Annotated in this window: 14 protein-coding genes and 4 pseudogenes; 8 read left to right on the top strand and 10 right to left on the bottom strand. The window is 37.4% G+C overall.

What is annotated here, in order from left to right; genetic code table 11:
• Positions 1–91 (top strand): annotated as a pseudogene (locus ACFINX_RS06530) (DNA-binding protein); the annotation flags it as partial.
• Between the two features lie 150 nt (positions 92–241).
• Here ACFINX_RS06530 and ACFINX_RS06525 read toward each other — a convergent pair.
• The 4 genes and pseudogenes from ACFINX_RS06525 to ACFINX_RS06510 form a co-directional block, all read right to left on the bottom strand.
• A pseudogene (locus tag ACFINX_RS06525) lies at positions 242–654 on the bottom strand (hypothetical protein).
• 139 nt (positions 655–793) lie between these two features.
• Complete coding sequence (locus tag ACFINX_RS06520) at positions 794–1075, bottom strand: hypothetical protein (RefSeq protein WP_375668514.1); 282 nt, start codon at positions 1073–1075, stop codon at positions 794–796.
• Positions 1039–1338, bottom strand: coding sequence for a hypothetical protein (locus ACFINX_RS06515; RefSeq protein WP_375668513.1), 300 nt, complete (start codon positions 1336–1338; stop codon positions 1039–1041). Before ACFINX_RS06515 ends, ACFINX_RS06520 begins: the two co-directional genes overlap by 37 nt.
• A gap of 531 nt (positions 1339–1869) precedes the next feature.
• Positions 1870–2037, bottom strand: a complete 168-nt coding sequence (locus tag ACFINX_RS06510) for a hypothetical protein (RefSeq protein WP_375668512.1) — start codon at positions 2035–2037, stop codon at positions 1870–1872.
• A 32-nt stretch (positions 2038–2069) separates the two neighbouring features.
• Between ACFINX_RS06510 and ACFINX_RS06505 the strand changes: the two genes are divergently transcribed.
• The 3 genes and pseudogenes from ACFINX_RS06505 to ACFINX_RS06495 form a co-directional block, all read left to right on the top strand.
• The gene (locus ACFINX_RS06505; RefSeq protein ID WP_375668511.1) at positions 2070–2306 is read left to right on the top strand and encodes a DUF488 family protein; all 237 of its coding nucleotides are present in this window, start codon (positions 2070–2072) and stop codon (positions 2304–2306) included.
• Between the two features lie 355 nt (positions 2307–2661).
• On the top strand, positions 2662–3015 hold the full coding sequence (locus tag ACFINX_RS06500) for a hypothetical protein (RefSeq protein ID WP_375668510.1): 354 nt from the start codon (positions 2662–2664) through the stop codon (positions 3013–3015).
• A pseudogene (locus ACFINX_RS06495) lies at positions 2967–3862 on the top strand (tyrosine-type recombinase/integrase); the annotation flags it as partial. The gene ACFINX_RS06500 and the pseudogene ACFINX_RS06495, both read left to right, overlap by 49 nt.
• A gap of 57 nt (positions 3863–3919) precedes the next feature.
• On the opposite strand, the gene ACFINX_RS06490 reads toward ACFINX_RS06495, so the two are convergent.
• The 6 genes and pseudogenes from ACFINX_RS06490 to ACFINX_RS06465 form a co-directional block, all read right to left on the bottom strand.
• Complete coding sequence (locus ACFINX_RS06490; protein ID WP_375668509.1) at positions 3920–4219, bottom strand: HigA family addiction module antitoxin; 300 nt, start codon at positions 4217–4219, stop codon at positions 3920–3922.
• Positions 4220–4236: 17 nt separating this feature from the next.
• A pseudogene (locus ACFINX_RS06485) lies at positions 4237–4517 on the bottom strand (type II toxin-antitoxin system RelE/ParE family toxin).
• 204 nt (positions 4518–4721) lie between these two features.
• Entirely contained in the window at positions 4722–5357 is a 636-nt protein-coding gene (locus ACFINX_RS06480; protein ID WP_375629754.1) for a ribonuclease HII, read from the bottom strand.
• 199 nt (positions 5358–5556) lie between these two features.
• Positions 5557–6465: a 4-(cytidine 5'-diphospho)-2-C-methyl-D-erythritol kinase gene (locus ACFINX_RS06475; protein ID WP_375629755.1), complete on the bottom strand. Its 909-nt coding sequence runs from the start codon at positions 6463–6465 to the stop codon at positions 5557–5559.
• Positions 6466–6702: 237 nt separating this feature from the next.
• Entirely contained in the window at positions 6703–7551 is an 849-nt protein-coding gene (locus tag ACFINX_RS06470; protein WP_375612095.1) for a S49 family peptidase, read from the bottom strand.
• A gap of 191 nt (positions 7552–7742) precedes the next feature.
• Positions 7743–8531, bottom strand: a complete 789-nt coding sequence (locus ACFINX_RS06465; protein ID WP_375629758.1) for a tRNA1(Val) (adenine(37)-N6)-methyltransferase — start codon at positions 8529–8531, stop codon at positions 7743–7745.
• A 179-nt stretch (positions 8532–8710) separates the two neighbouring features.
• Between ACFINX_RS06465 and ACFINX_RS06460 the strand changes: the two genes are divergently transcribed.
• From ACFINX_RS06460 to glyS, 4 genes are all read left to right on the top strand, one after another.
• The gene (locus ACFINX_RS06460) at positions 8711–9787 is read left to right on the top strand and encodes a polyprenyl synthetase family protein (protein WP_375629760.1); all 1077 of its coding nucleotides are present in this window, start codon (positions 8711–8713) and stop codon (positions 9785–9787) included.
• A gap of 95 nt (positions 9788–9882) precedes the next feature.
• Positions 9883–11577 carry a tetratricopeptide repeat protein gene (locus tag ACFINX_RS06455; protein ID WP_375612092.1) on the top strand — a complete coding sequence of 565 codons (1695 nt, stop codon included), beginning with the start codon at positions 9883–9885 and terminating at the stop codon, positions 11575–11577.
• A 91-nt stretch (positions 11578–11668) separates the two neighbouring features.
• Positions 11669–12610, top strand: coding sequence for a glycine--tRNA ligase subunit alpha (locus ACFINX_RS06450; RefSeq protein WP_375668508.1), 942 nt, complete (start codon positions 11669–11671; stop codon positions 12608–12610).
• A complete protein-coding gene (gene glyS / locus ACFINX_RS06445; RefSeq protein WP_375668507.1) occupies positions 12610–14832 on the top strand; it encodes a glycine--tRNA ligase subunit beta in 2223 nt (740 codons plus the stop codon). The genes ACFINX_RS06450 and glyS overlap by 1 nt, the downstream gene beginning before the upstream one ends.
• Positions 14833–14931: the final 99 nt, after the last annotated feature.

Raw genomic sequence — 14931 nt, 5'->3', positions numbered from 1 at the left:
AAAATTTGGTTTTTTATCCCGTTGGTTACAATCGGATCTTTTGAATGTCATCGAGCAAGCAAAACAGCAACGTTATAACGACGTGGTATAAAAAAACTTGTCACGTAAGGACGGACAAGGCTTTCTCAAACTCATCACCCTAGAGAGTGCACAATCCGTCCTATGACGCAACGTTATAGGATTACCTAAGTGTATTCCATACGTCATATCGCTTCACATACAGCATTTTGATTGTTGATTATCAACGGCAAAATTTAGTGTTGATATTTAAGAGTGTTTTTATACTTTTTTTACAATACGGACTATTTAAGCGCTTCTTGACACTGCGCCTCGGGATGACAGCACTTGGACGATACACTGGAATTCTATCATCTTTACAATTTCACACCATTTTCCATTTTTAATTTTATAGTGAAATCCCGATTGAATCACACAACCATGAATCATTGCCCATTCATTTAAATCCAATTTACTATTTTCCGAATCTATATTATAAGGAGATGATATACCACACTCTAACGATGCTTTTTCTACCTCAGTAAAGTCTACACTTGGCTTTTGCCATATAACAGAGTATGTTGAAGGAGGCTTTGAGTTACATCCAGTAATACTTAATAGAACTATCCCACTTAATAATTTAAACAGTGTATTCATTTTTTTTCCATAAATAACCTAAACCTAAATAATCTAAAATTGCACGAGGTGCATAAATTTTTGTATTATCATTATGATGTGTTCCATAAGTATCTTGACATTTTTCCCCGCATTACCATAACACTTATGGATACTAGGGTTATGCCCGATAAACGTTCCCCCTTGCTCTATCATTGGAATTGCTGGTGGATAATACATAGGGGAACTTCAAAGGTACCTTATAAACAGGAGGTAGATTGTGACTAATTCCTGTACCAATGGGATTAAATATATGGTTTTGTAAATAAATATGATCTTTTTTACCATCACTCACATAATATAGTGCATTCGCTATCGATAGAGAGTTATTAGCTGGTCCCAAAAGATAGATATCTGTTTTTTCTGCTATACCGTGAATGCCATGCTGTTCAAAGTCACGCATTCCATTGCCCACTGTAAGACTACTCGGCTATGCGCACTAACGATCGCCCCTGTATTGCCATAATGATAGATAAAATCTTGTAACTTCTTGGTTGAATTACTCCATCCCCCAAAATACTCATAAATCGCTACTCCAATCTCTACGAGCCTGTCTTTAGCTTGTGGGTGGTATGTAAAATAAAGGGGACCATTTTTATTAACAGCCAATTGGACAGCATTACCCGTAGCATCATCGGGTGAATTTAAAATGCCATTGTAGAACATATAAACAGCGCCATCAGAGCCAGCTTGTAAATGCTGCTCATCTTCAGCATTTAAAAAGTGATACAGAGTAATGTACTTTCCATCGCTGCCTTTTATATACTATCCATTCTTATCAGTTAAATAGAGTACATTGCCATTTTCATCGTGCGCAACTTCTCCCTCAGGATGCTCTTTGACATTTGTCATTTCGCGCACTTTGTCCTAGTATCCAAGCCCTTCATCCGATAAATCATTGATCATATCTACGCGATTATGAACGATGCCCTCAAGCGGTGTTACGGTTGAGAGAGCCAATGATTTGTCCAGCATCTTGCCCCATCGCCGTCTGTCCAGTTATATCAGTAAGGATGATACTCCCATCACTGATAGCAGATTTGGTTTCCCCTTCTGCTCCATCCTTGGTTTTGCCGTGATTTAAAACATTTTTGGCAATGTTCTTTATCGTGTCATTCCCAGAAATGCTAAACCCATGGCTGCTGGCTTGAGCATGCGCACTGTTGGTGATATCACTGGTACTGATACTTCCTGTGGTCAGGCTGTTTTTTCTGCCGAGGCTGTGCTTTCAATAATACCTCCGGTCAAAGTTGTTTTATCTTTAACAGTGATATCAAAACCGCCATCACCAGCTTTAACCCCTGTTTGCTCCACAACGCGGTGATAATCACTGGAGGATTTATCCTTTTGGAAAGAGGCGCTCATAGAGCCCCCACCTATTTACTAAGGAAATAAACGTGTGTAACATCAAACATATTATCATACAGCCTGCTAAAGATGAGAACTTTTGTTTTTTTACCATTGGCTATGAAAGAAAATCCTTTGAGAACTATTTCAATCAACTTATCAAAAATAATATTAAACTTTTGTATGATATTCGTAAAAATCCAATAAGCAGAAAATACGGATTTTCAAAAAGACAATTAGAGAAAGTTGTAAACAACATTGATATTGAATATATGGCATATGCCTGAACTTGGAATTACCTCTGAAAAACGAAGAAATTTGAAAACACAAAAGATTATGATCGCCTTTTTGAAGATTATCAAAATACAACTCTCAAGGATAATTCTTGTGCAATAAACAAATTATATCAAATTTTTTTAAACAAAAAGCGCGTTGCAATCACCTATTTTGAAGCTAATGTATGCATGTGTCATAGAGGACAACTCGCATTAGCTCTCATTCCATTGCCTGATTGGAAATATGAAATTAAGCACATCTAAAAAAATAAATTTGCATATTTTTAAAAAATGGGAGTGCCCATATGCCTCCCAGCCCCCTACCCATTCCTAATAACTTTTAAGTGATGCATGATTCACGCTACGGGTGAATTCTGCACAAATCAAGGAAAAGAAATATGAACTGACTGATGAAACAATTGAGGTTGGTGGATACATTACACTTTACTGCATCCGTGCTTTGAGAGACTTTGGAGATGTAAAGGCAGGTGATCTTGGCACTTTTATACAAAAAGAAGACAATCTAAGTCATGATGGCAATTGCTGGATAAGTGATGATGCAAAAGTCTATGATTATGCCAAAGTTTTTGGGGATGCACAAGTTTTCGGTGGTACATTTATTAGTGGAAAAGCTAAAATTTATGACAGTCCATTGATTTCCATCAGAGCAAATATACGCTGGCTATTAAACAAGCGCAAAATGGCATCTCCAAGAAAATAAACAGACTTACAAAAGGCTCTTTCGATTGGTTATTGCATCAGTATTTACAAAGCATGCAATGGCATAATCAATTAGAATCTACTAAAAAGTTAAATATCGAATTCTGAACAATGGTTCTAAAAATATTGCTGATCGTGCACATAAAAGCATAGAAAAACACCACATCCTTGACGCCGTAGACAGAAGGCGAGCTACTCTCGCAGCGGCAAAATATTTTTTGACCTCTTTAAACGATCTCTTTAATTGGGCGGTTGATAATGCCCTTTTAAATAGAAATCCTGCCTTTAATATAAAAGCACCAAAATCTTTAAACAGTGGGGGATTACTGCCATGGCTAGAAGAGGACATAGACAAATATTATCACCATTGGTCACATGGTACACATGAACGCGTCTGGATTGATGTTCTTCTTTATACAGGCTTGCGTCGTGGTGATGCCGTTCGTATCGGCTGGAAAGACGTCAAAGATAATATCATTTATCTCAAAACAGAAAAGAGCCAATTTAAAACAGATGTTTTTCTTCCTATTTTACCAGAACTAGAGGAAACCCTTAAAATTGGTCCCATAGGTGATCAAACATTCATTTGTGGTAAAGGTGGAAATAAGCTTGTCAAAGAAAGTTTTGGCAACCTCTTTCGTGAAGCATGTAATGCGGCGGGTATTAAAAAATCAGCGCACCGATTGCGAAAATTAGCAGCAAAACGTGCTGCCAATGCTGGTGCTACGGTTTCACAAATGAAAGCGCTTTTTGGCTGGAGCGAAGATAAAATGGCATCCCTTTGTACCAAAACAGCCGATAGAAAACGACTTGCAACAGAAGCAATCAAAAAGCTACAAAAAAGTTAGAGCAATGGGCGGCAGCTAAAAAAACAAACCAAAGCACCATCAAAATTATTAACGAAATCAAAGCGGCGTTTGAGGTGTATCAAAAACAAGAAGAGAAATAGGTGGTTGTGCCTGTTGCTTTGTTTGCCATAAATTATAGTTTGTTTGCATATCCAACCAAAATTTTGCTTTACTAAAACCAGCTAATTCTAATTTAATAGCAAGCTCGGTACTTATAGAAGCATGTCCGTTAATCACTCTTGATAAAGAAGCTCTTGTCATATGGAGATGATCAGCTAATTTTTGTATTGTTATCCCCATTTCGTCTAAGAAAGCTACTTTCAGAACTTCACTCGGATGTGCGGGGTTATGCGACATTTTTTTCATTCCTCTCATCAATGGTAATCTTGATAATCAACAAGCTCCACATCTGTTCCTATAAAGCGAAAAGTAACACGCCAATTTCCATTCATCCATATAGAATAGTACCCTGTAAGTTCACCTTTAAGAGGGTGTATTTTAAAGGCAGGCGCTCTCAACATTTCAGGCGTAGTAGCACTTGTTAAAGCCGTTAAGATAACGCATAATTTTTTAAGTGATCTGGTCAAATAGCTTTTGTGGAACCTGTTGTATAAAATAATTTTAAGCCCTTATATTTAAAACTCACAATTGCCATTACCGCCCCTTGTCGTATATCATTGCTATACGGTTAATAACAAATAAGAGTTAAGCCCATGTTAGAAATATCTGATTCTATATCTGGAAAAATAGATAGGAATAAGTGATAAAAAGCTTCAAAAAGGTTAGGGATAGACACTCAAAAAACATAATAGAATCAATGAATTATAAAACCCTTTACTCTTGTAGTAAATCACTGATTTTAATTACCTTTTTTACACTCTTTTAGTGGTGCAAAACTATAACGATGTAATCCTATAACTGGTCCATATTTATCAAGAGCTGTACGATGCGCTAGCGTTGCATAACCTACATGCTTCTCTAAACCATACCCTTTATAAACTTGTCCTGTACATTCCATCATCCGATCACGCGTTACTTTCGCAATAATAGATGCGGCTGCAATTGAAACTGAACGCTGATCGCCCTTAATCAATGCCATTGCAGGACAGGACAACTCAGAAGGAATATCACGCCCATCAACAAGGACATAGTGGGCTGGAATGGCTAATCCTATAATACAGCGACGCATTGCTTCTAACGTTGCTTTTCTAATATTAGATTGATCAATTGTACGAGCACAAAGACTGGCGACTGAAACCGCTAATGCACTTTGCAAAATTTCATGATAAAGTCTATTTCGTTGGAAAAAAGAAAGTTTTTTTGAATCATTTAACCCATTAGGAATACGATCTCTATCCAAGATAACGGCTGCTGTTACCACAGGTCCAGCGAGAGGCCCCCGTCCTACTTCATCAACACCTGCTATATGAAAAAAACCCTGTTTTTGCAAATCCAATTCGCACGAAAAATTTGGTTGAAGCGGCAAATTAAACATCTTTGATACATCACAAATACAACAAACATACATCTATTTCTGTAGCCTGATCATTTTTTGCAAGCATTACAGTTTTAAATGGCTCTTCAAACATTCCACGAATTCTTGCACAAAAAATAAAAAAACACATTTCTTTGGTTACCCTCTTTTATTATGTATAATAAAATCATGATAAAATAAAAGCTTTTATATTTATTTATCAAATATTTCCTAAAGTCATGATAGGTTTTACAAACCAATTTGGGTACATTGATTTGATAAAAAGAGCTGCTTGTTGCGCCGTTTGTTTATTTTTAAAAATGCCAAAGCAAGTTGCTCCCGTTCCAGACATACGGGAAAAAAGAGCCCCACATTCATCTAATATAGATAACACTTCAGCTAACTGAGGTGCTATTTTTAATGCAGGAGAAAAAAGATCATTACGCGTTTCTTGTAAAACTTCAACTAATGAATCAACACTCTTTAAAGCGTCTGTATTAATTTTTAAAGAAGGATTATGACGCTTCTCTAACGCTTTAAAAACAGCTTGTGTTGAAATCTCTTGTCCATGATTAACCAATACCATTGCTAATGAACAAGCTTCTTTTAGTCGTATCATCTCTTGACCAATTCCTTTAACCAAAAGCGGCTGCTGATACTCTAATGCACAAAGGCACATGGGAACATCAGCACCAAGAACTAAGCTCATTTTTGCTAATTCTTCGTAAGAGCAATCAAGATTCCACTGCCGACGCAACATGCTGATAACCCCAGCTGCATCACCTGAGCCACCACCAATGCCTGAAGCAACAGGTAATGTTTTTACAAGCCGAAAAAAAGCAGGTTGAGCACATTCCGGAAAAGTCTTATGCATAAAGTCCCTTGCGCGAATAACCAAATTGTCTAAATGAGAAACAAGCCCTTTTGCAAACGACCCCGTCAAAACAAACTGATTATTTTCACAAGGTGCATAGTGTAGACAATCACCGCTAAGACTAAAATAAACCAAACTCTCTATTAAATGATACCCGTCAGCACGTTGCCCTACAACATGTAGAGCTAAATTCAATTTAATAGGTGTAAATAAATAGGAATGTCTTTGGAACGAAGTTTGTACATTTGATATCATATGACGTAATATTCACTTACATAGGGTTCTTTTAAAAATTTCCCCCTTTTACCCATACTTTTAGCACGAGCCCTATAAACAGCTTGGAATATTCTTAATCGTTTTCTAAAAAACAATAAATATAAAGAGTTCTCATACAAAATAAACGACATGTTCTCATTCGTATCATTTCAAGCCTTTTTTCTTCTAGTATCTGTTTTTAGATAAAAATCTCTCTGGCTTGAATGATCCTTTCCATCACAAACCATAACGCTGCCAAAGAGCTCGCTCTTCTGCTGCCATCAATGCACTATCAACGACTGTATAGACCGTATGTGCCGTCACTCCTGAAGGCGTTTTAGGTCCTAAAAAACTTTTTGGAGGCATAATAAGTCGAAGTTTTGCATCATTACCAAAGCGCTCCTTAATAACAGAACGTACATCATTCAATCCATCAACCAGACCAAGCCCAACGCTTTGTTTTCCACTCCAAAACATTCCTGTAAAGAGATTCGAATCATCTGATAATTTTTCAGCACGCCGTTCTTTAACCAAATCGATAAAAGTTTGATGCACTTCAAGTTGGAGAGATTTCAAATGCTCAATATCCGCCTTTTTTTCTGGCTGAAATGGATCTAATGTAACTTTGTTCTTTCCTGCTGTGTATACACGCCGTTCGATACCAATTTTCTTCAAAAGTTCCGGAAAACCAAAGGAAGCTGAAACCACTCCAATGGAACCAACAATTGAAGAAGGATCTGCAAAAATTTCATCCCCTGCACAAGCAATCATATAACCACCAGATGCTGCAATATCTTCAATAAACACAAGAACCTTTTTATTTTTTTCTTCTGCCAAGTCACGAATGCGCTTGAAGATAAAACGCGATTGTACAGGTGAACCACCAGGAGAATTAATAATAAGTGCAACAACCGGTGACTTTTTGTGTGCGAAAGCCTTCTCTAAAAGATTTGCACACCTACTGAGGGAAAGGGTACGAGATATAGATGCTGATGAATCCATAATTGCTCCTTGAAGGCGCACCACAGGAATTTCAAGTTTATCGGAAGAAAAACGGCGTGGAATAAAACTTTTAATAAAATCCATCAAAACAAAATCTCCTTATAAATTAAGAACAATTAAATAGGCAAGGACAACAAAAAGGAAGAACGCGATACCATCCAAAAACGCCAATCAATCCCCACATTACAACCAGAAATATAATTTCATCCAAAGTCAAACCTCCCTAACAACAAAGTGTAGACTTTAAATAATAAACTAAAAAACACAAGATACTATTAGAAAAGTTCCCACAAGCTTATATATCCATTATTAATTGCATCAACTCGGGGTGAAAAAGTATGGTCATTACCTTCATGTATAACCAATGCCGGTAAAATAGATAAAGCTGCTCTGCTTCCTCGTTTTGCGTAAAATAAAAGACGAATTGCTGCTGTCTTTGCACGTGCATGCACAGGAACGATACAAATACCACCAAAGCGCCCTTCTAAAGCACGCAAAATATCTACTAGTGATTGTGGTCGTGCAATGAGCCCTAAGTATCCACCTGGCTTGACAATCGCTGCTGCACTCCGCAACCAATTATCAAACATCGCTTCAGGCATAACATGTGCTTCAGATTTTTGTTGATCAGGTGTCTTGCGATCAGTGGGATTATTAAAAGGTGGATTCATAATCGCAAAATCAAAGCTATTATCTATCAAACCTGCTTTTATACGGGCATTCCCTTTGAAGGTAACATCTGCTTCTAGCAAACAAATTCGGCTAGCAAATTGTTTATTTTGTTTTAGCATAAGCGTTTTTTGAGCATAAGATATCATAAAAGCCGAACGTTCAACTAAGGTAACATGAACTTTCAGACAACGCGAAGCAACAGCTAACCCTGCAGCTCCAGCACCAGCACCTAAATCAACAACCTTGCCCTTTAAATCACTTGGAACCAAACTAGCTAATAACATCGCATCCATTCCAGAACGATGACCATATTTATGGGGTTGAACCAAATAAAATTTCCCGCGGTGAAAACTGTCAATTGTTTCACCACTCTGATTCGCTGCTTTATCCATTTAAAAGCCTAATGCTCACCTTTATAAACTGCATTTTTGCCATTCAGCTGCTATTTTAAATTTTTTATTATTTTATAACAATAAGATTACACTCGCTAAAGAACATTTCTTGCCAATAACATTCCAAGCTAACACTTTTAAACGACATCAAAAGCTTGAGTCAAAACCAAACCCCCTTTATGCTAATGAATAAAGTAAATTTTATATATGTCCATTGCAATACTCTAGGAGTAAACACATTGAGTGCAGCTATCAAACCAAAACAAATAAGAAATAATCAAATTTCTCTTCAACCTCTTGTCAATCTTACTCAAAAAGATATGGATTGCGTAAATCAATTTATTCTCTCTATGGCAAAATCAGAGGTTGAGATGATCCCTGAAATTTCTAACCATCTTATTTCATCAGGTGGAAAGCGATTACGCCCAATGATTACGCTCGCTTCTGCTCATATGTTCGGTTATCAAAGTGACGGGCATATAAAACTCGCAACAGCTGTTGAATTTATGCATACAGCAACATTGCTACACGATGATGTGATTGACGAAAGTAATTTACGACGTGGAAAATCTACAGCACGGATGATTTGGGGGAATCAAGCAAGTGTACTTGTTGGTGATTTCCTATTGGGCCAGGCCTTTAAAATGATGGTCGATGTCGGTTCCATAGAAGCGCTCTCTGTCCTAGCCAACGCTGCTGCAATTATTGCTGAAGGAGAAGTTATGCAACTTTCTGCCGCAAAAAATATAAAAACCAGCCCTTCAGAATATCTCAAAATCATCGATGCAAAAACAGCAGCACTTTTTTCAGCAGCCGCTGAAGTAGGACCCATTATTGCTGGCTATGGAAATAAAGAGCGTTCTTCATTACGTGAATATGGAACATCCTTAGGTTTAGCTTTCCAATTAATTGATGATGCACTTGACTATAGCGGTAGTGCTCAAAACTTAGGAAAAAATATAGGGGATGATTTTAGAGAAGGAAAAATCACAATGCCTGTTATTCTCGCATATGAGCGTGGGAATATGGTAGAAAAAGATTTCTGGAAAAAAGCGCTTGAAGATGGCAATAATAATGATGAATCCTTCGCACACGCGCAACACTTAATGGAAAAGTATGATAGTATCACAGATACAATAGAACAAGCACGCATCTATGGAAAATATGCAATTGATGCTCTTGTTCCCATGAATGAAAATCTTGCTTATAATGCTCTCGTTGAGACTGTTGAATTTTGTATTGCGCGCGTAAACTGAATTCTTTGCAAGAATCGCAGTATTTCTCAACAAAGTAATGAGATATGATCTATAAACAACACCATCAATTGATTATCTTGAAAAGGATTAGCTCCATGTGCTCTGCAACGGTATCTCGACTTTTTGCCCTCTTTATCGTGGGTATCATGCTGATGCCATCCCTCACCTACAGTAAAATAAGTGCAGCAACTCATACAAGCTCATTTACAGGTGCTTATTTAGCTGGACGGGTTGCAAATCATGAAAATAAAACAGAACTTGCTATCAATTATTTTAAACAAGCACTGGTTTATCAACCTGATAACATTGAAACACAAAAAGAGCTCCTTGAAGCTATGCTCTCGGTCGGAAACTTTAAAGAAGCTGTCCAACAAGCCCAAAAACTCAAAGAGAACGATGTTATAACTCCCTTTGTTTCCTTAACTTTGTCAGTAGAAAGTCTCATCAAAAAAGATTATAAGAATGCCAAGGCTCTTCTGAAATTAAAGGAACTTCCTACGTCCAATAATCCAATACCTGAACTCATCGGCGCTTGGATTACATTTGGATCTGGACAAAAATCTCAGGCAATCGATGATCTTAAGAAACTCAAAGGTCCTGTCTGGTATGATCTTTTTATATCTTATCATCTAGCACTTATGAGCGACCTTGCAGAACGGCCAAAGGATGCAAAAAAATATTTCATTAAAGCACTGAGTAACAAACAGGGAACTCTTATCGCTCCTAATACTTATGAGCGTATTATCATAGCCTATGCCTCATTCCAATTGCGCCATAATATGCGCAACCAAGCTCTTCAAACAATCCAGCATGGCGAACAAATGTTGTCAGGTCGAGAAGTCCTTAAAAATTTTCAAGAAAAAATTGAAAAAAATTCTTTCTTAGAGAGAGTTATTAAAACACCTCAACAAGGAGCAGCCGAGGTATTATATAATTTTGGAACAGCCCTCAACTACAAAAACTCAGGGCGAATTGCACGTATTTTTAAGCAATTATCTTTCGCCTTATACCCTCAAAATGACGCAACACTGTTTCAGCTCGCACACATTTCTGCTAAATTGAACGATCCACATCAAGCAATTAAACTTTATCGCGCTTTATCCCCTAAATCTCCTTATTATAAAGATGGACAACTTCATCTTGCATTCCTTCTTGCCAATAACAACAATTACAAAGAAGCAATAAAATTACTCACATTGTTAAATAAAAAATTTCCCAATGATCGTAATATTTTGATAACGCTCGTTGCTTTTTATATGCAGGACAATAAATTTCTTGAGGCCATTAAAACTCTAGACTACGCTATTACAAAGATAAAAAACTTTCAGCAGGACGATTGGAAACTCTTTTATCAGCGTGGTATTGCTTTTGAACGTTTAAAGCAATGGCCAAAAGCAGAACTTGACTTGCGAAAATCACTTGAATTTTTCCCAAATCAACCGCAGGTTCTTAATTATTTAGCCTATTCCCTTGTGGAACGTGGTGAGAAGCTTGAAGAATCGCTCCGTATGCTACAAAAAGCCTCTGCTTTACAAGCTCACAACAGTCATATTCTCGATTCTTTAGGGTGGGCTTATTATAAACTAAAAGAATATAATAAAGCAGTGCAAATATTAGAAAATGCTGTCAGATTACAACCTGAGGACCCAACACTAAATGATCATTTAGGGGATGCCTATTGGAAAGTTGGGCGTAAACGTGAAGCAATCTTTCAATGGAACCACGCAATTGACGGAAAACCAGAAAATTCTGAACAAATTCAAGAAAAGTTGAAATTTGGTTTGCAATAAACGATGCTTAACCATAAACCACATGAAATAATAAATAGAGAAACTAAAATTACTTTGTTTTTTGTTTAGTTCAATATAAAGAGTATAAAGCGTGAAACTGCCTGAACATCTTAACCCCAAACGTTCTTTTCAGGGACTAATATTAACTTTGCAAAATTATTGGACACACTATGGGTGTGCAATTTTGCAACCTTACGATATGGAAGTCGGAGCTGGGACTTTTCATCCAGCAACAACATTACGCTCTCTAGGACCACGCCCTTGGAAAGTTGCTTATGTCCAACCCTCTCGACGTCCAACAGATGGCCGATATGGTAAGAATCCAAATCGTTTACAACACTATTATCAATTCCAAGTGCTTCTCAAACCCTCTCCGCTCAATCTACAAGAACTTTATATAAAGTCGCTACAAGCTATCGGGCTTGATACAAAACTGCATGATATTCGCTTTGTTGAAGATGATTGGGAAAGTCCCACTCTTGGTGCTTGGGGGCTTGGATGGGAATGTTGGTGCGATGGAATGGAAGTCTCTCAATTTACTTATTTTCAACAAGTGTGCGGCATTGAATGCGCTCCAGTTTCAGGGGAACTCACATACGGTCTTGAGCGTCTAGCGATGTATATCCAAGGGGTTGATAACGTCTATGACCTTAACTTTAATGGTTTGGAGGGAGAAAACAAAATAAGTTATAGAGATATTTTTTTACAGGCAGAACAGGAATACTCATATTATAACTTCGAATTTGCTGATACAAAACTGCTCCATCAGCACTTTATCGATGCAGAACGCGAATGCAGCGCACTTCTTGATGCTGGAAAACCAAATAAAGAAAATGTATTCCATCGCTGTGTTTTTCCTGCCTATGATCAATGTATTAAAGCGAGCCATATCTTTAATCTTTTGCAAGCACGTGGCGTTATTTCTGTAACCGAACGACAAAATTACATTCTTCGCGTTCGTAATCTCGCGCGCCGTTGTGGGGAAGCCTTTTTACTCACAGAAGCTGGACAAATATATACTGGAGAAGCCTAATGTCTGATCTTCTTCTTGAACTTTTCAGTGAAGAAATCCCCGCACGTATGCAACGAAAAGCTGCTGCTGATCTTAAGAAATCTGTTACAGATCAACTTGTGAATGCTGGATTGATCTATGAAGCTGCTCGTGAATATTGGACACCTCGTCGGCTAACATTGGACATACGCGGACTTTCCACACGCTCCAAAGATGTCCATGAAGAACGCAAAGGTCCCAGTATAAAATCACCACAGCATGTAATTGATGGTTTTCTACGTGCAACAGGATTAAATGATGTTTCTGAAGCGCATATTGGACATGATGATAAAAAAGGTCATTTTTATATTGCTAAAATTGTTAAAAAAGGTCGAGCTGCAGAAGAAATTATTGCCGATATTTTACCGGATATTATCCGCAACTTTCCGTGGCCGAAATCTATGCGTTGGGGAAAAGATTCAGCACAAAGTGGTACTTTGAAGTGGATTAGACCTTTACAAAACATTCTTTGCATCTTCGGACCAGAAATTGGTGAAACACATGTTATTCCGTTTACAATTGGTTCTCTTAAAAGCAATAATTTAACTTATGGTCATCGTTTCTTAAGTGATGGAGAGCCATTTCAAGTGCGCCGCTTTAATGACTATGTTACTCAACTTGAAACCCATAAAGTCATTCTGGATGCCGAAAGACGAAAGAATATTATTTTAGCTGATGCCCAAAATCTCTGCTTTGCAAACGGTTTAGAACTGGTTCAAGATAATCCCCTCCTAGAAGAAGTTGCTGGTCTTGTTGAATGGCCTGTTATCCTGATGGGTGATTTTGACAAATCATTCCTTGATATTCCTCCAGAAATTATTCGCTTGACCATTCGAGCCAATCAAAAATGTTTTGTCACCCGCAAACAAGGAGAAAAAGTAAAACTTTCTCATCATTTTATTCTCGTTTCTAATATTCTTGCAAATGATGAAGGCAAAGAAATTTCGAAAGGAAATAGTAAGGTTGTCCGTGCCCGTCTTTCTGATGCACTTCATTTTTGGCAAACCGATCAGCATGATTTGCCTGATCTTCAACAATTGGAATCTTCTATAAAAAAATTTGAGCTTGATATAAAAAAACCTCTCGATCAAAGAATGGCGCGACTTGATCATTTGAATGTAACCTTTCATGCTAAATTAGGTACACAAGGTAAAAGAGTAGAACGCATTGCTACACTCGCACAAGAAATTGCCCCTTTGATACAAACAGATCCTCTTTTAGCAAAACGTGCAGCCATCCTTGCAAAAGCTGATTTGCAAACAGAAATTGTCGGAGAATTTCCTGAACTACAAGGTGTTATGGGGCAAAAATACGCCCTTCTTCAAGGGGAAGATCCTCGCGTAGCTGTAGCAATCGAAGACCATTATAAACCTCAAGGACCAACAGATCGTCTTCCACAAGAACCACTAGCTATAACCGTTATGCTCGCCGACAAAATTGACATGCTCGTTGGCTTTTGGCTCATTAATGAAAAACCAACGGGCTCAAAAGATCCCTATGCGTTAAGACGAGCAGCATTGGGAATTATTAGGCTTGTACTTTCGCGAGATTGGAAAATCAATCTTATGCCGCTGTTCCAGTTAGCAACGAATCTTTTCTTACAACAAAAAAATAAATATGAAATCTCTCAAAGAGAAAATTCACAATTGCAGAATCTGCTTCCAGAAAAAACAGAATATATTTTATCAGATCTGTTATTCTTTTTTCATGACCGTTTGAAAATCTATCTAAAAGAGGAAGGCGCTCGTTACGATGCCCTTGAAGCCGTTTTAAATAAAGATTCTGATGATTTTTTATTGGTTGCACGTCGTGTCGAATCGCTTATCGCTTTCATCAATACCCACGATGGAATGAACTTTGTAGCCTCTGTAAAACGTACTGCCAATATTCTTGAAAATGAATTTCAAAAAAGCACAACAATAGCGAATGAAATTAATCCTGAGCTCTTTGTCGAGAAAGAAGAAAAGCAGCTCTATCATGCAATCTGTGAAGTAGAAAGAAAGGTTCTTGCTCCCATCAATGCAACAAATTTATCATTTGCACTCAGTGTGCTAGCGCCACTTGGAAAATTGATTGATATATTTTTTGAAAAAGTATTGGTGAATGATAAAAAAACTGATGTTCGTGCTAACCGTCTTGCTCTTCTCAAACGCACTCACATTGTTACACAATCGGTTGCAGACTTCTCAAAACTTGTCATTTAAAATCAAAATACCCTATTAACTGATAAAAACAATGAAGATAATTTTTTCTTTTTTATGACTTTTATTAATTAATATTGAGAAAATTATGCAACCAAAGAG

The organism is Bartonella sp. AP36NXGY (assembly GCF_042195865.1).
GTDB lineage: Bacteria > Pseudomonadota > Alphaproteobacteria > Rhizobiales > Rhizobiaceae > Bartonella.
This window is presented reverse-complemented; position numbering and strand designations above follow the sequence as displayed.

What these genes read in the sequence shown, in the direction of transcription:
- ACFINX_RS06460 (WP_375629760.1), top strand. Translation starts at nt 8,711, where the DNA reads ATGCTAATGAATAAAGTAAATTTTATATATGTCCATTGCAATACTCTA.
- ACFINX_RS06520 (WP_375668514.1), bottom strand. Translation starts at nt 1,075, where the DNA reads ATGCGTGACTTTGAACAGCATGGCATTCACGGTATAGCAGAAAAAACA.
- ACFINX_RS06480 (WP_375629754.1), bottom strand. Translation starts at nt 5,357, where the DNA reads ATGTTTAATTTGCCGCTTCAACCAAATTTTTCGTGCGAATTGGATTTG.
- ACFINX_RS06515 (WP_375668513.1), bottom strand. Translation starts at nt 1,338, where the DNA reads ATGTTCTACAATGGCATTTTAAATTCACCCGATGATGCTACGGGTAAT.
- glyS (WP_375668507.1), top strand. Translation starts at nt 12,610, where the DNA reads ATGTCTGATCTTCTTCTTGAACTTTTCAGTGAAGAAATCCCCGCACGT.
- ACFINX_RS06510 (WP_375668512.1), bottom strand. Translation starts at nt 2,037, where the DNA reads ATGAGCGCCTCTTTCCAAAAGGATAAATCCTCCAGTGATTATCACCGC.
- ACFINX_RS06475 (WP_375629755.1), bottom strand. Translation starts at nt 6,465, where the DNA reads ATGATATCAAATGTACAAACTTCGTTCCAAAGACATTCCTATTTATTT.
- ACFINX_RS06470 (WP_375612095.1), bottom strand. Translation starts at nt 7,551, where the DNA reads ATGGATTTTATTAAAAGTTTTATTCCACGCCGTTTTTCTTCCGATAAA.
- ACFINX_RS06455 (WP_375612092.1), top strand. Translation starts at nt 9,883, where the DNA reads ATGTGCTCTGCAACGGTATCTCGACTTTTTGCCCTCTTTATCGTGGGT.
- ACFINX_RS06465 (WP_375629758.1), bottom strand. Translation starts at nt 8,531, where the DNA reads ATGGATAAAGCAGCGAATCAGAGTGGTGAAACAATTGACAGTTTTCAC.
- ACFINX_RS06490 (WP_375668509.1), bottom strand. Translation starts at nt 4,219, where the DNA reads ATGTCGCATAACCCCGCACATCCGAGTGAAGTTCTGAAAGTAGCTTTC.